Here is an 18,174-nt window from a genome sequence, read left to right on the forward strand (position 1 = left end):
TTGCCTTCACGGAAGGATCAATTGCACGGACTGATCGTAACCCGTCTCCAGGTGACGGTATCGCTGCGCCGCGACAATCACGTCGTGTGGACGGGGCAGGCGACCACTGTGCGCGCTAGCGGGACACGGACGGGCGCCCCTTCCGTTGTCGCTACGGCGCTGTCAGACGCCCTCCTGACGTGGTTCCCTCGGCAGTTACCGGGACCGCTGTCTGTTCCGTAAGGCTCCCTGAGCTGATTAACGTATTCTCGGTTGAAGGTCGTCGCTGGTACGGTTGTTTTATGCGGTTCTCCGAGTTGGCCTGCGCCAGTCGCTCAGTCAGCTCACCCTGACTGGCCATTGCATCCCATGCTTCGGCCGATCGTAGATGACGCTCTCGGACACGAGGTAACGGAGTTTGCTCCGCTGCTGATCGTTTAAGGGTGGCCGCGTTACGGTATGACTCGGTTTGAGAAAGGTTCATAGGCAAGCCTATAACCGACACGCATGGTTTTCGTTTGTGCGGATTCAAGTTTCTAACGATTTAAAGGACATGCGAGATGGACGTGAATGCTGAGGGCGAAGATACTCCTTCTGAACGCGCCGAGATCCATTTTCTTGCGGCGCTCGTCGACGAACTCATGCGTAAGATGCTGACGGCGGGCGTGGTTTCGCAAGCTGACCTGAATGAGATAGAAGCAGCGGTAGCAGCACGGACCGGAGCTGAACCTAGAGCTTGGTAGAACACCGACCCATGTGGATTGGCGCCGAAAGCGGACCACGGGAGGGTTTGACCACGCTGTTTCATCTGAGTCGAAGCTTACCGTGCAGGGGTCCCGATCAACGCCGATCGGGACCCCTTCTTCATCCATACGTTCGAGGAGATTATAGGTAGTTGGCTCGCGTAATGCTGGAGTCCCTCTTCCGTCGTGGATCCAAAATCAGCCCACGCCTGATCGCGTCGCAATCGGCGGTCGCGCAAGCCCCTGCGCATGCTCAAGAAGAAGGGCGGTCGTCGTCTCGCGACTGACTGCGGGCGAGAAGATGTACCCCTGCCCTAATGTACAACCGATCGCGCGAAGCTGTTCGACTTGCTCTTCAGTTTCTATCCCCTCGGCGACGATCCTGATGCCCATCTTTTTCGCGGTACGGATCAGGCCCTCGACGATCGTCACGCTGACGCCGTCGGGTTCCAGGTGGTCAACGAACAGTTTGTCGATCTTGATAACATCGACGGGGACCGTGAGGAGGTGCGTCAGCGATGCGAAACCCGTTCCGAAATCGTCCAGCGCGACCCGTATGCCGTCAGCGCGTAGTGCCCTGATCGCTTGCTGTATCGCTTGGTCGCCACGTCCCATGTACACCGTTTCGGTTACCTCGAGGATGACGTGATCGAGAGGGACCCGCTCGCGCTCGAGCGCTGCGGAGAGAACCTGTCCTACGGCACCGCCACTCAAATCCGCAGACGAGACGTTGATACCGACGTGTTGGAACGGAATACCCAAATCCAGCCAACGGCGTAGGTCAGCCGCGACAAGAGCCATCATCCTGGCAGTGAGCGAGGTCGCAACCTGAGCGTCGGCAGTTGCCTCATGAAAGGAGGCAGCCGAGACCAGATTGTCGCCGATGCGCATGCGGCAAAGCGCTTCCAGCCCTACGATCTCCCGCGTGTCGAGGCGAAAGATCGGTTGGTAATGCGCCTCGATCCTGTCCTCTCGCAAAGCCGCGCTGAGGTCCCTGATCGCACCCATACGCCGCGTCATGTTCGAGCGCAGCCCTGCCCAGTATCGCACAAAACCACCACGACCGGTTTCCTTGGCGTGGTAGAGAGCAAAGTCGGCGTTTTGCCGCACACTCCCCACCCCGGCGTCGTCTGATGAGACCGTAGCGCCTCCGATGGTAGCGCGAGGGACGATGCTATGCCCGCCGCAGTCCGCAGCAACCGAGAGCGCGCTTAGAACCTCATCCGCGATCTTCTCCAGGTCACGAAGGGCATCGGTAGCCTGGAGAATGACAGCGAACTCGTCGCCACCGACGCGAAACGTTCGCCCGGGGCTGACTGCTGCTGAGATCCTGTCACTGGCGATCTGAAGAAGCTCGTCACCCGCATGATGCCCGAACGTGTCATTCACGACCTTGAGATTATCGAGATCCAACACGAACAGTGCCCAACTGCCCACCGCAGCGCCTTCGAGTTTGGAAAGTGCGGCATGGTAAGCGGCCCGATTGGGGCAACCGGTCAAGGCGTCGGTAAAAGCCCGTCGTTGGTGCTCGAGGACACGCTCATGTCGCTCGATGGCGATTTGCGTGAGGTTAACGCAGTTAGCCACCACCTCGCGCTCAAAGGCAGTCGGTCCGCGGGCGCTGCGATAGTAGAAAGCAAATGTCGCGATCGCGCGACCGTCTGCATCAGATATCGGACTGGACCAGCAGGCGCGGAGCCCGTGGGGAAGTGCGAGGTGTTTGAACTGCGCCCAGCGGACGTCGGTCTCGATATCAACGACGGTAATTTCTGTCTTTAGATAGGCGGCGGTGCCGCAGGACCCGGCTAATGGGCCGACTGACAGGCCATCCAAGGCTTGGGAATATACTTCCGGAAGGCTCGGGCCGGCCAGCGGATGAAGCAGGCCTGCCACATCGACCGTTAAAACCGAACAGATTACGTCAGGGAGGATCCGCTCTACTTCCGCACACAGCGTGGTACACGTTGGTGCGAGCCCAGCGCCCTTGGCAATCATCTTCAGAATAGCATTCTGAAGATGAAGCAGGACACTCACTGTATCATTGCCTCCTTGATACTGAGATTCTCCAGAAAGGCTCATGGAGCGGGAACCTATCAAATCGCTGGTTTAGATATCTTTAATGCGATAGTCGACGATAACTCTAATACTGCCCGTGGCGGTTTTATCTCAGCCCAATTTGAATATATTCAGATAATTGGCCAGCATCTGATTGGCGATCACCTGTTTTCTAAATTAACGTTTAACGGATTGCTCGCGAGACTCGACGACGAATACAGTGTGCCCATACATCGCGAACTCAACCCGACACCCAAATAGGCTGCATCGGTTTCGCAAGCTCAAGCTCTGATACGAGACAATACGCGCGCTGCGACATTGCTCCTGGCTGCAAGCTTCCGCCCATAGCGGAGCGCGGTCGACGGTGAAGACCAGCGCAGCGCCTGTGCAATGCCAACGCCGTCCTCCCCGGCCGCAAACAGATCCTGCGTCAGCCCTACCCGCAGCGAGTGGCTCGACAGGGCACGCGCCGCCTCCTCAACTTTTGCGATCGGCATCTCGACCAGCCCCTGGTCGAACGCGCTCAGTGCCACGCGCCGATAGATCCCGTTGACACCCTGCCGGCTCAGTGAGGCCGTGCCAACGGTATAGACCGTCCGCGCCGGTTCGGCCTTCTTGCCCTTGAGCTTCTCCTGCCAGTGCCGCGTGTGCCCCGGGATCGCCTCGTACGCCATCGGCGGAACCGCCGCGCGCAGCCGACGCCGATCGACCCCGACGCGGCGGAAGACTGGCCCCTCGGTAATCGCACTCGCTACCAGCCAGGCACCGACCCGGCGCATCGTGTCAGCGGACAGCCAGCCCCAGGCCCCCTGCCCTTCCTGATCGGTCTTGGATGATGGGATGAACAGGAGCGCCGAACCATCGCTGTGCGGATCGATGTGCGCAACGGTGACGGCGACGAGCTCGCTGACGCGCAATCCCGCATCGTAACCGAGCGACAGCAGGGCAGCATCGCGCAACCCCTGCAGCTCGCCGCCACAGGCGCCTAGCAGCGCCGTCAGCGTAAACCCCTTGGTATGCGGATCAAGGGAGGCCCCGAAGCGTAACGGGGCCGCCTGGCGTTGGGCCGCGCCACGACGCCGGCGCAGGCCCTTGAGCGCGGCGCGGACCATGACGTGGCTGGTGGGCGCATGCCCCCTCTCCTGCATCCCTGACAGGCCGTGTGCGGTGGCGAGACTGGCAACCCGCCGGGCGACTGTGGCGGGCTTGGCGCCCCGCGCCTCGAGCATGGCAATGTACCGGACCAGGTTTTCAGGCTCTGCGGGCAGCGGGGCGACACGGATGTTCTCACACCAACGCAGATAGCAGGCCAGGTCCGACGCCAGCGCCGCCTTGCTCGCCGCTGCCATGGCGCCGAGCTGCGCGGCAAAGCCGATCTCGCTGACAGGGCCGGCATCAGCGGGCAGCGCAAGACCTAGCAACCGGGTGACGCGGACATCGATCGGCTCGACCAGCCCACGCCGCGCGCGCACCGGCAGCCCCTCCCCGTCGGTGCGATGGACGACGATCTCGCTCATGCGGCACCTGCCCGCTGGTCAAATTTACCCTGCATTCCGCCCACGTAACACATGGCTGTAGTTACCATAATGTCCGATTATGGTAAGTGCTTCGGCGCTCTCTGAAACCAAGCAAACAGAGTAGGCGTCGTACGCATTGAGCATCGAGGTCACTACGAAATCTAAGTCTGAGGCGGGGCGTTAGTAAAGCCGCCCCGCCCGCATTTCGGTACCTATTGACCGGCTCGTGCTTTGCAACAGGCTCGAACCACATCAGCTGCGGCTCGCTCAAGCCCAGCCGCACGATCGGTCCACCGGTCGAACGGTGCGATGAGCGACACCCAGATCCCATCGGGGCCGACCGTGAGGAACAGGTCCTGGTGCTGTGGCACGAGGTGGAGCTGCCCGTCCAGGTCGCGGAAGAGACTGAGGTCAGGCAGGAGGATCGGCCCGGTGGTCGACCTGAGGGCGACGTCGACCCGCACCGGGTCGAGCGTCTCGGGGTAAAAGCCGTGACGCACGAGGAGCGTATCGCGATACTCAGCCGATCGCAGCAGCGCCTCGTCGAAAACGCGGACGCTGACCGGGGTGGCGGCCAGCACGACATTGTGGTCGAGGCTCTCAAGGGCGCCGGCGGGCAAGCCGGTGTTGCCGCCGAGCGGGTAGTAGGTTTCGCCGCCGAGCGCGGCGAGGAAATAGTCGAGCAATGCGTTCGACGTGGACGGCAGTGGTTCGTGGAGCATGCGGTGCATGACGGTAGGCCTTCTTTTTGGCGTGATCCCCGAACCGACTGGTTCGGATCAGGCCCGTTCGCTTTTCATCGCGCTTCCCGGGCTTCGCCTGCCTGTCCTGCCGATCCCTTCCCCTTTCCGCGGTCGCGGCAGCGTGCAGCGATCCCTACCGTTCCATCCGGTCCGATCGCCGAGAAGGGCGTAGCCCCAGCGGTCGAGCAAACGGGCGCTGTCCGCCACGGTGAGCGGGCCAGCTTCGCCACCGACGCCAGGACAATAGGAGTGCATCATGGTCACCAAAGCATGGCCATCGGCGCCAAGCGGCTGCCGCTGCCACCACTGACCGAGCACGGCAGAACTGAGCAGCAGCATGGCGGCGAAGCGGAACACCATGGGTGGATTGCGCGCGATCATCGTCTTTTCTCCATCGGGCTTGTTGCCCCATCGAGATCATCCAGCGTCTCGCCACCGGTATCCGGATGCCGGTGGTGCCGATTGCCGGAGGCGCTCGGAACCCTCATCTTCAAGCCTCCGGCCTACGACGCCATGCCTCGCAGAAGTCGAGCCATCGCTCGGCCCAGGCGCCATGCTCGCTTTCGGCGAGGTCCGGATGCAGCTGAGCCCATCCGCACGCATTATGGATACGGCTGAGCACGACGATGTGAGCGTGCGGCGCTTCCGCGGCGAGTTGATCACCGGGCGCGTGCAGCACGGCAAGGCTGGTGAGCTGCCTCGCCCGTGCCAGATGCAGCATGGCCCAGGTGGTCACCTTGTCGAACTGATCGTGCAGCGGTTCACCGCGAACGAACGGCAGCGTCAGGACGGCAGCGAGCAACCGCTGATGCTCGGGCACCGCCTCATCATAATCGGCGAACAGGCGTTCGAGCGACACCGGGTCTGCGACACCCGGCGCGAGCAGCAGTCGGTGATCCCGAGCAGTGGTCGGCATGCCGCAGCGGGTTTGCGGGCTGGTCGGTCCGGGCTCGATTGGGTTCATCTTGGCGAATGCGAGCCGCGACAGGCTGCGCTCCTTCCCCTTGGAGCGGGGACGTAACAGCGCGTAGCCAAGACCCGTCACGCCCGGCTGGCGCACATCGAACATCATGTCCGACGCTTCGCTGGGGCTGGCCCAAACCTGGAGACGGCTCATATCAGCGCCCCGCCATCAAGGCCGCAAGCGCGTCGGCGCCGAGCGCGAACCCATCTTCGCGCTCCTCGTCGCTGCTCCACGGTGGCACCTCACAACCGCGCAGCCCTACGCTGAAGAGGGCAAAGACGGTGTCGTCCGGATGATTGGGGACAAAATGCGCCGGTGCCGCTGCTCCGAGCCACAGCCGGGTAGGCGCCGACCAGAACAGGCGATGTCCATGCAGACCGACCGTAAAGCGGGCACGCCTTGCATCGGCGCCATCTGCTCGCGCCACCAGCGCGTCGCACCCGAACGCCGCCATCACCTCGCCCACGGCGGCGGCATCGCTGCCGTCCGACAGGGTTGAGGGCACAAGTAGCAGCCGCGCAGTGCGCGCGTGGAGGTAGTTGCGAATCTTCAACATCGGCACGTCGACGTCCGGTTCGAAGCGCAAAGCCGCCAAGCGTGCAACCATGAGCGCTGCCGCGATGGCGGCAGCCTCGTTCGAATAATGGTTCATTATGTTCGTCTCTCTAGGGAGCAGGCGCGCGGGCTGTTCGCGGCGCCTGTCAGGGATCATTTCACCTTCCGGTTCAGCCGAAAGGCTCCCCCCACCCTCTCTTCACTCGTCTCTGGGTTAACGTCATGCCGCTGCCGTGCAGCCGGCTCATCGGTGCGTACAGATCGTCTTGGCTTGTAAACTGGCTCGCCTAGATTTGGCCTCCCCAGCATGCGAGCTGAGGCGCTGAAACCTTGTCAGTAAGTAGCCGAAGGCCCAATTCGAACCAGCTTTGGCCGGGGCGCGGGCGTGCATGTCCAAGCTTTCTTCGTGGCCTAAGACGCGCGCGCCTTCATTGCAGGTTTCCAATCTTCGGCTCGATTAGCCATCTCATCGACGATTAATTACCCTGCTGGGCGACGCTTTTAGTTCAGGGTTGCCAACCAGGAACGAGCGCCATGAGCCGAAGCGCCTCGATGTGACCGATTGCCTTACAGGCGACCAGAGGTTCCAAATCGGCTGCCGCGAGATGACGCAGTTCAGGCTGAGCGAACGGTGGCGTCTTTAAAGTCGCCAAGCATTCGATGATTTCGATGATGGTCCAGCTACGGACATCCACCTCAATCACGCGTCGCTGCTCAAAGGTCCAGATCGTTTCGCTGTCGGTCAGCACACTTCCGTTCAGACCGGACGATCGCAGCCACAAGCCGCGCACGGTCGTCCAGTGAGGCGGTAGGACAAGCCGACGGCCGCCTCTCACAATGTCACCTGAGCGATCTGGCGGCGCGCGCATGCACAGTCCATCTCCGCTAGCGCCGCTAGATATGCGACCTCCGTGATGGTCATGCGCCACTCGAACTGCTCGCCGCCGCAAGCCGTTTGTGCGATCGTTCGATTGGCCGGTAATGAGATAAATCCGTCCAGCCGGGCGACTATACCGCGCAAACCAGTCCGATACTCGTGCGCTGCCCGCACGTTGTTGAAACCGTCCATATGTCCTCCGCGTCGCGGGGGCCTAGGCGAACTGCCTTTTGCTCCTTCCCATCACGACACGGCGCTCCTCACGCTTCAACTTCATATCAGGAATCGTTTGCGTGGTAGGACAATCACGACAGAGACATTGGCTAGACTTGATATTTCTAATCAGACATTGACGGTATCAGCGCCCGCGGTCGCGTGGTCTACCAATACCAGAACTCGGCATTTCTGCCTCGACCTTACCTGCGATGATTATTCGGTTCCATTGAAGATCTGATTTAAACTTATCGTTTTCTGACGATGGCCGCGCAACGGCGTTGAGCATTTCCCATCCACCGGGAATTTCCCGTAACGCGCAGACGCTTTCCCATACCGCTGCAGAACTGAAGCCGATATTTAGGTAATCGTCGCTTCGCACGATCGCACCAAGACCTGCCCCAAGGTAGTGCGATGGCATCGCGGCTGCTTCATCGAGAAGATCGCGCTGCGGGCTTGGCAACCCCCGATACTGCGGTGACTCTCGGTGGGCGGCTAGCTTATTGGAAAGCCAAGGTTCAGGAAAAAGTGCCTCTTCAACGGCCGAGTGAGTGCGCCCGACAGGTTTGCTATTTGGAGCCGTCGCTTGCCCACGCGTCAACGTCGTCGGCGTTGCTCGGCCGTCTACAGGACGACCTGCGATGTCAAGCAATGCACCGTTCTGAACTTTTACTGGCATCGGAGGGGCCGCTCGATCAACCGTCCGAGTTTTAGCGATATCGCGGGCACGCTCTGTGGATGACTTTATGCGAATTTCGCCTTTCGCCAGCGTGTTCGGCATCTGGCTGTTGTCTGCTTTCGAGCGGTTCCCGTCCTCGCTCCGAGTCTCTTCAGTCTCCGAATGCTTCTTCCCGCGGGGCAGCGTCTCCTGATCCGCGACGGAAGCGGGATCCATCGCGATGACCGGCGAAATTGGACGACGTTTCGGACGCCGTGGGATGCGATCGTCTGTTAGCTCCGGCGCTGGCTCATTGGGATCAACGGCGCTCGCTTGCTTAGCCGAACCATTCGGAGAAGCTTCATCTGACGAACGGGTCAGCGGATTGTCCGACGAGGGACCGTTAATTTGCGCGTGTGGGTCTGGCTCATTCTGAAGCGCCGCATTAGTCGCAACGGTGTCGGGACCGATTAGTCCAACCGCATCGCCCGAGATCGGCTTCATGCGAGCGGCAGAAGCCGACATCGGCTTGTCAGCGGTATTCGGCAGTTTTGGCGAATCAGTAAAATCGATGTTTCCGGATTCTTGGAAGGGACGATCATGGATCCTCGCCTCGTTTTCGGCTTGATCATTCTCGCTTATTTCTACCTCTGAGAGCTGGCTTAGGGCGATATACTTCCCCCTCGTATCTGGAGCGTCCATGGCATGGGCCTGGACGTCCGCCCTAGAAATCGATCCCGGTCCACCATCGTCTTCGCCGCTCAAGCGTGGGTAGAAGTTTGCTGCGCCCAGTGCGGCCCTGACATCCTCGTCAAGATTCCAACTGGCGGTAATCGGGGCCGTAGTTTCCACAGACTTGGTCTCTGCAGATGTCGGTTGTTTTGCGAACAGCCCGGCGTCGTTTGGCCGAAACGTCCGGGTCGCGACTGGGACAACAGCAGCGCTGACTCCGCCTGAACCGGCACGTAGCGGCGAGAGTGCCGACACCAGTTTTACCGTCGAGTGATCCGTTACGGGTTTCATCATCTCGCCGCGTTCTTGCGTCGCATGCGGCTTGCCAATCAAGATTTTCTCGTTCGGCGCGTTCCTGTTGACGAAGGCAACGTCAGCGTCGAAGCGGCCTCGCAGAAACAGCGGATGCGCCCCATAACGCCGGTTAAGTGTTGCTATCGCATCGTTGGCTGTTTTCGGGTGCCGTGTCCGGACTTCAAGTTGGTCAACACCGTGTTTCGCGATGTAGCGGAGCAGGCGCCCAACGCCGTCGGTCTGCGCCAAGATGGCCGCTTCAAGAGCACGGTCTGCACGAAACGCAAAGGCGGCGTTTACGAGCAATTCAAGGTCGAGCGACTTGAGCCCCTTAAACTGCGTGCGCCCGTCCTCACGCCAAAGGTGAACAAACGTAGTAGCGTCATCAGCCTGTTGTGGATGCCGGTGAATGTATCGGATGAGCTCGTCGAAGTGCCGGTGCGGTGAAAGACGAGTGATATGCTGCGCCGCCAACACCGAGCCGGCAACCCAGGCCTGCTCTAACGCAATCCGGTCGCACAGCTTTTGAGCCCGCGCTTCCAGGCGCTCCATTTCCAAGGTATGACGTTGCGCTGTGGCTTGATACGGTGCGATGGCCTGCTCAATTTCATCCATGTGGGCGAGCGCCAGCTGGTGCCTGGCCGCGATCCTGCTCCGCTCTCGAACATCCGCCGATTTCGCCAGCCCGGCATCGATATCCGCAATAAGGCGAGCGCAGTTCTCGGCCAGCCGAACTGCCGCCGACAAAGCCATTTCACGCTGTAGAGCCACCTCATCGAGTGCATCACGGCCCTCTTCGATATGTTGAAATATGCCGGTGAGCTCGTCTCTCAACTTTGCCATCGGCATGTCGCCCCCACTCGGCTCGACCGTTTGCAACGCCTTAAGAATTTCGAAGTGACGATCACGCCGCTCGCGCGAACGGTTGGCCAGCTCGAGCTTGCGTGCAGACCAGTATGTTTGCGCATTGTCGCGATCTTTCGGCACATCGATGCCCGCCTTCACCAACGCCGAAGCCGCCTTGCCGAGCGACATCATCGGCGCCGCTGCTATGCCCATCTGTTCGTAGGTGCGCGGATCGTACAACCGTCCGGAACGTGCCCGCGTGAGATGGAAGTTACATATTTCGGCAAAACGTTTGCGCAGGGCAACAACGTCTGCGCTGGCACTGGTTTGATGAAACGTGCTTTGCCGACGTTCCTTCGTCCAGCCCGCCAGTTCGCCAGGACGGAGCTTGCGGCCCGAAGCAAGATCAAAGCGACCGTCCGCGCCGCGCCTGCATATCGCTGGATAGAATATGAAATGAGGATGATGATTGGCGCGGTGGTTGTAGCCATTGGGTCTGTGAAGTGCTGCTGTGAAGGGAAGGCCAAGGGTGTCAAGCTCTGCACCAAACTGTGTGACGATGTCCCTATGCGCGGCGGCATCAAGCTCGGCTGGCAGTGATGCTACGAACTGTTTTTGCACTTGCCCAAAACGTGGTCGAACGAAGTGCAGCCCTCGTGCCTTCAGGTCCGCGCCGTAGGTTGTGCCAAGCTGTCCTGCCCAGTCGAGATCTTCTTGTCGAAGCTCGAGTTCCAGCAATCGGCTACCGTCGCGGACGTAGCAGCGACCTTGATCAATTTGCTCCCCTCTCCTGAGCGCCGCAACAATGTTGATCAGGGCTGCCGGGGCGTTCGGGTCGGCGCTCAGCGTCTCCCAATCGCTTTCGCTCATCGTGGTCAGGTTCAATCGCAGGCGCGGCGCGCCGGCCTTGCGTTCGACCCTCCAAGCTTCTTCCCAGAACGCGATGCGTTCTACACCAACGTCCGAGATGTTCGAGTGAATGAAGACGACGCGAGAGTCCGGGTCGTTGACTGAATCATCGGCTTGATCACCATCGACGACATAGCGCTCGGAACCTGCTGCCCTCGACAATTCACGGGCCCAGTTGTCGGTAAGATACCGTTCTTGCCCTACCGCAGCATTAACTGAACTACGGCCTGCTGCGGTCGCGCTGTCGCTTCTGGAGATCGTCGAAAGGCGCGTGTGAAAACTGATTGCGCCATTCGCCGCGGTCGGCCGTTCGCCGGCAGCCGGTCGTTGAAGATTGATGGTACCGACCCAACGAGACTTCCGGCTTGTCACGTCTTGGATTCCACGCTGCCGTCCAGGCCTGACTGTCCCGACAAGCGCTTCCCGCTCCTGCCAATCGATACGTCGACGCAACGCTTCGGTCATGTGAGTTACGTCGGCAGGAACGGGCATCTCGGTGTCCAGGATGATGGTGCGACAACCAGCATGCCCGAATGGCGATACGCAGTAATGGGTAACTAACAATCGCCCAAGATATGCTGCCCCTACCCCGCCTTCCGGAGGCACAGCCAGAGGACCCCTGCGCGCTCGGCGTGCAGGCCGACCCTGCCCCCGACTTCCGCACGCGGAAATCCAATTATAGCGCAGCGCGCGCAAATACCGGCTTGAGCCGTTGTTTGCAGCTTTGCACAAAAACCTGAACTTCCCACTGTTTCCTCCCCCTCGCGTACACGTGCACGCGAACACGCATGTGCGGGTGAGCACGTCATGGGCGAAGGCGCGCACATCCGCGCCTGTGTGAAATGAAGATTTAGGTACCCTGTCAGGGGCTCGGTCAGCCGCCTTAAAACATGGTCGATGACGCACTGTCGCATCATCAGGAGCCAAAGACAATGACCAATAAAACCGACCCCGCCATCACGGGTGTGCTCGCTGCTCTCGCCGTCGAACTAGGCATCACGGCCAATCGGCAACCGTGGAGTATGGCCCGGATCGCCGCTCTGATCGATATGCCTGCGCGACGTGATCTCGTCACCGAATTGCTGTTCGGCATCCTGCCTGCAACGATCGATGCCGGCCAATGGATTGCCTGGATACAGGGCGACCAGCCGCCAGTCCCGGCCAGTCTGCAGAACCCGGAGAACAGCGCCCGGCCATCCGCACGTGGCGCAGTGCAAGCAGCGACGACCAAGCATCAGTCGGCAATGGATAAAGTCTCCCGTCTGGAAGCGCAGCTGCTGCAGGCGAAGCAGGAACAGGTAGTTGCCGAAGCAGACCGTCAACGTAGTGCTGACCAGCTCCGCGCTGTGGTCGTCTACCGAATCATGGTCGAGATTGGCCGTCAGGCATCCGGTATCGCGCTGGGTCCTCTCTATGCCCTCGCGCGCGCGGTCTCCCCCTATCTGCAGCAGGATCTGGCGTTCGAAAACGCCCTCGACGATCAGGGACGTATCCTCCTGAACGAACGTCGCCAAACCCGCGAACAAGACAGTCGCGAGATGCTTGACCGGCTCGACCGCTACGCAGGCGAGCAGGCGCTCGAACTGAAGCTTCATCGCGCCATGCTGAAGGTGATCCGCGCCTTTCATGACGAGAGGGAAGCCGAGAACGCGGCAGCGCGTGAAGCTGGTGAGAGGTTGCCCACCGTCAGGAAGCGACAGGCGGTACGCCGCACCTCCGAGGCGCAACAGCGCGACGTCCACCCGGCCGCACCGCGGGCAGACGTCATCGATGTCTTCGATGCCTTCGCGAGCCTGCGGGCAGACGCTTCCAACGACAACGACGAGCCCGCGTGAGTTCATTCGTGGAAACAAATGCGAGTGGCTGCTCCGCTCAAATTGTCGAGCAGCCGGGACTTTTCGCCGAACATACGAACATGAATGAGGAGCAAAGACGATGGGCACGATCAACGACGTTAAGACCACAGCCTCCAGGGTTTCGACACATCCGGTAAACGGCCTTCAGAAGGCCGCCTCGTCCTCCCCGCAGTTGACGTTCGATCCAAAGCCGTCAGCCATGACGAAACGAGCGGCAAGCAACGACAATGGAGCGTCAGACAGGAAGTACGACCAGTACTATACGCGACCGGATGTCGCCGCCTTTTTCTACGACCGTTTCAAAGAATATTTCGATCCTTCTGACTACTTAATGGTCGAGCCTAGCGCCGGGACGGGATCGTTTTACAGGATATTGCCCAACGGCAGTATCGCCTTTGATATCGAACCTAAATACCCTGGTATCATTAACGCCGACTTTCTCGAGGTTGAAATCGAAACTGACCGCCCAATTGCAATCATCGGCAATCCGCCTTTTGGCAAGAACTCCAGCACAGCAGTCAGATTCTTTAACCATGCTGCTCGCCAGTCCAGCGTAATTGCGTTCATTCTGCCAAGGACGTTCCGCAAGGCATCGATCGTGAACCGGCTCGATCGTTCCTTCCATCTGGTGCGCGAATGGGATGTGCCTGCCGACGCATTCCTGTTCCGGTCCAAGCCGTACGATGTTCCAGCGGTATTCCAGATCTGGTGTCGCAAGCCGGAACTCCGCAAACCGCGGCCAGTCGAGACGCGACACCCCGACTTCAAATTCACGACGAAGGAATGTGCCGATTTCGCAATTCAGCGCGTAGGTGGACAGGCCGGTCGAGTGCATCAAGACTTTTCCAAGCGCCCGTCTGCGCATTACTTCATCAAGGGAAACGTCAGGCACGTCATGGAACAACTCGACTTCGCTAAAGTCGCTGGTGACGTTGCAGGCAATCCAAGCCTCGCAAAGTCCGAGATCGTCTCGATGTATCGCGAGTGGGAGTTAAAGAATTCGAAAATCAACGGTAGCTCGCGTATCATTACAAAACAGCTTTAGTACCTGAAGCTACGGTTCCTCCCGAGCATCGAATACAATCGGCATTTCGGCGGGATAAACCTCAGTGTCTGTCAGATCGCGACAGTTCGGAAATCAACCTAGTTTTTCGGCGGTGTGCCGGAACAGCGTATTCTTATTTCGACCATACACCGCTGACGTAAATGGCTTGCCAGAACAGAACACCCGGCATGGGCGGGTGAGAGAGAGCGCTCCGTCTTTTGACGCCCAATGCTTTGCCGACGCTTAAGCGATTACGCTGTCACCAACCGCACCCGCTCGCAAAAAGGTTCCGCGCTTTCACGATGGCCATGCGATTACGATCAGCCTCGCAGCCGCGCCTATTATACTCGTCTTGCGTTGGACGCAGTCCGCCACGTGCTGTTGGCGCAACTAAAATTTATCGGCTGGACATGAGGCGTTTCGCGAATTATATTCGTTGTGCCTGGTTTTGAGATGCGCGAACGAGGCACAGGTATTCGACTGCTGCTCGGAGTGGTTGCACGATAGGTTGCCGGGGCGCGCTATCAACCCTGCCTTTCCTCTCCCCGCCCGTGTGAGCGCGGGCCGGCTTGGATCGCGAGGTTCGGGCATGCGGGGCACCGGAAGCGGTCTCGCCGACCCGAGTACAACTCATGACGACTTCCGTTCTATCTACGCCGCATTCGGCTACCCGCCTGCGTGCATCGCGCATGGCGACGCATGCGGTCTTGGCCTCTGATGTCATATCGACAGACATCGAGGCACGCGCGATAGGTTACATTCGCTCGGCTCTGACAAGCGATGCCAATGGGCTGCACTCCAGCACTGCTATCGACGCGTCACCCCTACCCGAACCCACCCCCGGTATTGTTTGGGAGGGCTCGCAGAGCGATCTACGCAACGTCGCCACTCCATCCCTATTGACCAAGTTGACGGTGCCGCCCCGCTATCGCCCGGCTGGTAACCCAAAATGGTGGGTGACCCGGATGCTCTTCGGCGGTTGCAACATCGACAAACCGGAACAACTGCAAAAAGACCTTGGGCTGGACCTCGATCGTCACGCAGCCAACCTGCATATCCTGCGGGACTCATGCCTTATAGGATGGCGGCGGTTGGTCCGTGGAAACCTTCTCGGGCTTTATCAGCTGGCGGAAACGACGCCGCAGCACGCGGGCCTGATCCGGAGTGTGGTTCATGATCACACGATCCTCATCGGGGCCCTTCGTGCACGCATGCTTGCCGAATATCTCCGTCGTATGGCAACCGAGCCGATGGGACCCCGCCTGGATATCGACGATCCGATTTGGGTAAAGCGCGGGGCCCTGTTTGCCGACCGTCTCGCCAGACCTGCAAAAAGCCTTGACCAGCTCCTGAGCAAGCTAGACCGCGACAAAGTTTACGACACGCCGCAGGAGGCATTCGCGTCCGCGCAGTTCGAGTATGATCCCCGGCTGTTGCAAATGGCCGAAAGAATCTCTGAGCAGCTCAGCGATGTCGATCTCCATGGAGACGCATTCACTGCGCTCGTTCGCGCAATACGAACCGAAATAGCCCCGTTAACGGCCATTACGCCTGCGATGCTACGTAAAGAAGGTTTCGGACGCAAGACCCTTGCCGAGGCGCAACTCGGCATGTCCGTTCCCGAGGCGGTTACCGTCCTCGCGATAAACCTTGTCTGCCTCAAGGGGCAGGTGCGAAAGGCCATGAAGGCGCTGGACGGCGGTTGCGGTCTTCCAGCCCTCTCACCCGTGCCAGCCGTTCCCGTGGGCGGCCGCGCGAAGGTGTGCCGCACCGCCAGTGCGCTGAAAGCCATCAGCGGCTGCGACCGTAATGTGGGAGACAGGAGTACCAATTCGGACAATAACTCTGGATCGACGCTGCTTGACCGCGTTGAGTCCCGGCTGGCGGAACCGATGCCAGCAGCCAGTCTCGACCAGTTTCAGCTGCTAATGCCAGAGTGGTCGCGGCGAAACGGCGAGTTTTAGATACCCTGTTCACTCATCGTCCGAGTCGTCATCCCATCATGGATGAGACCCGCTGCCACTGCTGTTTGCGCCACCCCACCCGACGCTGCCAATCCGGCCTTCGCCATCGGCATGGCGAAGCTCGTCCGGCTGATGGCGAAGCAGGCGGCAGCCGACCATTATGAACGCTGCGCGCCCGCCTCGCGGGCAACTAATGATCCCGGCACGCCCGCCGCTTAATATACTCCTGACAGAAGGTGCTCCTCTGCCATGCTGATGCGCCCTGCCCCCCGCATCGTCCTCTACGGGCGCCACTCGACCGCGATGCAGACGGCCACGTCGAGTATTGATCAGACCGAATCGTGCATGAAGCTCGTCACCTATGTTGGCGGCACCGTGATGGCAACGTATCATGACCCCGAACAGTCCGGCTATCGCCGTGATCGGGCGGGCCTGAGGAAACTGCTGGCGGACATCGAGTCGGGAACAGTCGACTTGATCGTCTGCGAAGCGCTCGACAGGCTTGCGCGCGATGCGGAGGATGTCGCGTGGCTCGGCAAGAAGCTGGCCTACCACCGTGTGCAATTGCACACGGTGAGCGAGGGCCATGTCGACGAGATCAAGTTCGCGGTTGCCGGGCTGCTGGGAGCGATCTTCCTCAAGCACCTTGTCGACAAGACCCTGCGCGGCATGGAGGCGGCAGTGCTTGCGGGGCGGTGCGCCGGTGGTCGCTCCTACGGCTACAGGCGGGTCATCCGCCTCGATGACCGCGGTGAGCGTATTCGTGGCCTGCTCGAGATCGACGAGGCGCAGGCCGCCATCGTCGAGCGCATATTCACCGAGTTCGCGGCCGGCGCTTCGTCCATCCAGATAGCGACCAAGCTGAATACCGACGGCGTGCCTGGCCCACGTGGCGGGCAGTGGAATGCCTCTACGGTCCGCGGCGACCCGAAAAAGGCGACCGGCATTCTCAACAACCCGCTTTATGTTGGCCGGCTGGTATGGGGACGCCGGCAATGGCGTCGCAACCCCGACAGCGAGAAGCGCGAGCGACGCTATCGCCTACGCGAACATTCAGAATGGATCGAGGTCGCCGTGCCGGATCTGCGCATCGTCGATGACGCACAGTGGAGCGCGGTTCAGGCACAGATCGAGCAGCGTTCGCGTCCCAGCACCGATGTTCCGGTCGCCCGTCAGAACCGCAAGAAGCACTTGCTGTCGGGTCTCATCCGCTGCAGCTGTTGCGGGTCGGGCTACACTATCTCGGGCAAGGACTATTATCGCTGCGCCGGTCAGAAGGAGCGCGGCAGCTGCTCGAACACGGTCTCGGTCCGAAAGGGCCCTCTCGAAACGGCAACCCTATCGATTCTCCAACACCAGTTGCTAACCGAGGATCATGCTCGGCTGTTCGCCGAGGAGTTCCAGCGGGAGCTGGCGCGGCTGACGAGCACGTCGGCGAGGCAGGATCAATCGATCATCGACCGCCTCGCCGTCGTTACCCGCGAGATCGACACGCTGGCCGCCAACATGCTGGCAGCGGTGGCCAGCCCCGCCCTGCTGAAGCTCCTTGGCGACCGCGAGTCCGAGAAAGCGCGCCTGGAGAAACAATTGAGTATGCCAACGGCGGTCGCGCCCTCCGCGACGATCCTGTCGCATCCGGCTGTGCAGCAACTGTTCAAGGAGAAAGTCAGCCGGTTGCGCGAGGCGCTCGACGCTGAGACGGTCCGCGGCGAAGCGGCAGAAATCCTGTCGACGCTCATCGAAAGCGTGACGATCTACCCGGACGGCAGGGATGGCCCGGAGGCGGAGGTCGTCGCTAAGGTCGCAGACCTCGTCGCCTTTGCCACAAACGACAACGCCGCCCGTGAGGGCGGCATGTCGAGTTCTATGGTGGTGGTTGCGGGGACAGGATTTGAACCTGTGACCTTCAGGTTATGAGCCTGACGAGCTACCGGGCTGCTCCACCCCGCGACGGTTCCTGTTTAGGAACGTTGGGTAGAAGTCATTGTGAATGGGTTTTTGATATGGTGCGTTTTTGCATGTCGCACGGGCTTCAATGCCTGGCGACGACCTACTCTTCCATCGCTTGAGCGATAGTACCATTGGCGCAGTCGGGTTTCACGGCCGAGTTCGGAATGGGATCGGGTGGGACACCGACGCTATAGCCACCAGGCAATGGAGCCGGTGCGACATGCGTGTGCGTCATATCTGGGTCCCTCAGGGTTTCGCATTGCTGCGAAGCCTG

14 protein-coding genes, 1 tRNA gene, 1 rRNA gene and 1 pseudogene are annotated in these 18,174 nt (G+C 60.4%); 5 read left to right on the forward strand and 12 right to left on the reverse strand.

Annotated features, from left to right (window positions below):
- The first annotated feature begins 539 nt into the window (after positions 1–539).
- Positions 540–722: a hypothetical protein gene (locus AC1ME3_RS17495; RefSeq protein WP_082446317.1), complete on the forward strand. Its 183-nt coding sequence runs from the start codon at positions 540–542 to the stop codon at positions 720–722.
- A gap of 198 nt (positions 723–920) precedes the next feature.
- On the opposite strand, the gene AC1ME3_RS17500 is transcribed toward AC1ME3_RS17495, so the two are convergent.
- The 9 genes from AC1ME3_RS17500 to AC1ME3_RS17540 form a co-directional block, all read right to left on the reverse strand.
- Complete coding sequence (locus tag AC1ME3_RS17500; RefSeq protein ID WP_480954196.1) at positions 921–2,756, reverse strand: putative bifunctional diguanylate cyclase/phosphodiesterase; 1,836 nt, start codon at positions 2,754–2,756, stop codon at positions 921–923.
- Between the two features lie 302 nt (positions 2,757–3,058).
- On the reverse strand, positions 3,059–4,294 hold the full coding sequence (locus AC1ME3_RS17505; protein WP_480954197.1) for an integrase: 1,236 nt from the start codon (positions 4,292–4,294) through the stop codon (positions 3,059–3,061).
- A 212-nt stretch (positions 4,295–4,506) separates the two neighbouring features.
- Positions 4,507–5,025 carry a hypothetical protein gene (locus tag AC1ME3_RS17510; protein WP_353454039.1) on the reverse strand — a complete coding sequence of 173 codons (519 nt, stop codon included), beginning with the start codon at positions 5,023–5,025 and terminating at the stop codon, positions 4,507–4,509.
- Positions 5,026–5,073: 48 nt separating this feature from the next.
- Positions 5,074–5,418, reverse strand: coding sequence for a hypothetical protein (locus AC1ME3_RS17515; RefSeq protein ID WP_156350693.1), 345 nt, complete (start codon positions 5,416–5,418; stop codon positions 5,074–5,076).
- 109 nt (positions 5,419–5,527) lie between these two features.
- The gene (locus tag AC1ME3_RS17520; RefSeq protein WP_056025618.1) at positions 5,528–6,154 is read right to left on the reverse strand and encodes a hypothetical protein; all 627 of its coding nucleotides are present in this window, start codon (positions 6,152–6,154) and stop codon (positions 5,528–5,530) included.
- Between the two features lies 1 nt (position 6,155).
- Complete coding sequence (locus AC1ME3_RS17525) at positions 6,156–6,653, reverse strand: hypothetical protein (protein WP_353454037.1); 498 nt, start codon at positions 6,651–6,653, stop codon at positions 6,156–6,158.
- A gap of 409 nt (positions 6,654–7,062) precedes the next feature.
- A complete protein-coding gene (locus AC1ME3_RS17530) occupies positions 7,063–7,305 on the reverse strand; it encodes a hypothetical protein (RefSeq protein ID WP_056025607.1) in 243 nt (80 codons plus the stop codon).
- Between the two features lie 83 nt (positions 7,306–7,388).
- On the reverse strand, positions 7,389–7,625 hold the full coding sequence (locus AC1ME3_RS17535; protein WP_056025604.1) for a hypothetical protein: 237 nt from the start codon (positions 7,623–7,625) through the stop codon (positions 7,389–7,391).
- 166 nt (positions 7,626–7,791) lie between these two features.
- Positions 7,792–11,550, reverse strand: coding sequence for a MobA/MobL family protein (locus AC1ME3_RS17540; RefSeq protein WP_480954198.1), 3,759 nt, complete (start codon positions 11,548–11,550; stop codon positions 7,792–7,794).
- A 467-nt stretch (positions 11,551–12,017) separates the two neighbouring features.
- On the opposite strand from AC1ME3_RS17540, the gene AC1ME3_RS17545 reads away from it, so the two are divergent.
- The 4 genes and pseudogenes from AC1ME3_RS17545 to AC1ME3_RS17560 form a co-directional block, all read left to right on the forward strand.
- Positions 12,018–12,920: a hypothetical protein gene (locus AC1ME3_RS17545; RefSeq protein ID WP_353454032.1), complete on the forward strand. Its 903-nt coding sequence runs from the start codon at positions 12,018–12,020 to the stop codon at positions 12,918–12,920.
- 100 nt (positions 12,921–13,020) lie between these two features.
- Entirely contained in the window at positions 13,021–13,986 is a 966-nt protein-coding gene (locus AC1ME3_RS17550; protein ID WP_353454030.1) for an SAM-dependent methyltransferase, read from the forward strand.
- 689 nt (positions 13,987–14,675) lie between these two features.
- Positions 14,676–15,950, forward strand: coding sequence for a hypothetical protein (locus AC1ME3_RS17555; RefSeq protein ID WP_480954199.1), 1,275 nt, complete (start codon positions 14,676–14,678; stop codon positions 15,948–15,950).
- A gap of 303 nt (positions 15,951–16,253) precedes the next feature.
- A pseudogene (locus AC1ME3_RS17560) lies at positions 16,254–17,279 on the forward strand (recombinase family protein); the annotation flags it as partial.
- Between the two features lie 33 nt (positions 17,280–17,312).
- On the opposite strand, the gene AC1ME3_RS17565 reads toward AC1ME3_RS17560, so the two are convergent.
- From AC1ME3_RS17565 to rrf, 3 genes are all read right to left on the reverse strand, one after another.
- Positions 17,313–17,537 carry a hypothetical protein gene (locus AC1ME3_RS17565; protein ID WP_353454026.1) on the reverse strand — a complete coding sequence of 75 codons (225 nt, stop codon included), beginning with the start codon at positions 17,535–17,537 and terminating at the stop codon, positions 17,313–17,315.
- Positions 17,538–17,823: 286 nt separating this feature from the next.
- Positions 17,824–17,900: transfer RNA gene (locus tag AC1ME3_RS17570), tRNA-Met, on the reverse strand.
- Between the two features lie 87 nt (positions 17,901–17,987).
- Positions 17,988–18,102 (reverse strand): 5S ribosomal RNA (gene rrf / locus AC1ME3_RS17575).
- Between the last annotated feature and the right edge of the window lie 72 nt (positions 18,103–18,174).

Source organism: Sphingomonas sp. BL2 (assembly GCF_056680015.1).

Bases quoted from the DNA above. Each gene is read 5' to 3' on its own strand.
- AC1ME3_RS17515 (WP_156350693.1), bottom strand. From the start codon at position 5,418: ATGATCGCGCGCAATCCACCCATGGTGTTCCGCTTCGCCGCCATGCTG.
- AC1ME3_RS17550 (WP_353454030.1), top strand. From the start codon at position 13,021: ATGGGCACGATCAACGACGTTAAGACCACAGCCTCCAGGGTTTCGACA.
- AC1ME3_RS17525 (WP_353454037.1), bottom strand. From the start codon at position 6,653: ATGAACCATTATTCGAACGAGGCTGCCGCCATCGCGGCAGCGCTCATG.
- AC1ME3_RS17535 (WP_056025604.1), bottom strand. From the start codon at position 7,625: ATGGACGGTTTCAACAACGTGCGGGCAGCGCACGAGTATCGGACTGGT.
- AC1ME3_RS17555 (WP_480954199.1), top strand. From the start codon at position 14,676: ATGGCGACGCATGCGGTCTTGGCCTCTGATGTCATATCGACAGACATC.
- AC1ME3_RS17495 (WP_082446317.1), top strand. From the start codon at position 540: ATGGACGTGAATGCTGAGGGCGAAGATACTCCTTCTGAACGCGCCGAG.
- AC1ME3_RS17540 (WP_480954198.1), bottom strand. From the start codon at position 11,550: ATGACCGAAGCGTTGCGTCGACGTATCGATTGGCAGGAGCGGGAAGCG.
- AC1ME3_RS17545 (WP_353454032.1), top strand. From the start codon at position 12,018: ATGACCAATAAAACCGACCCCGCCATCACGGGTGTGCTCGCTGCTCTC.
- AC1ME3_RS17505 (WP_480954197.1), bottom strand. From the start codon at position 4,294: ATGAGCGAGATCGTCGTCCATCGCACCGACGGGGAGGGGCTGCCGGTG.
- AC1ME3_RS17510 (WP_353454039.1), bottom strand. From the start codon at position 5,025: ATGCACCGCATGCTCCACGAACCACTGCCGTCCACGTCGAACGCATTG.
- AC1ME3_RS17520 (WP_056025618.1), bottom strand. From the start codon at position 6,154: ATGAGCCGTCTCCAGGTTTGGGCCAGCCCCAGCGAAGCGTCGGACATG.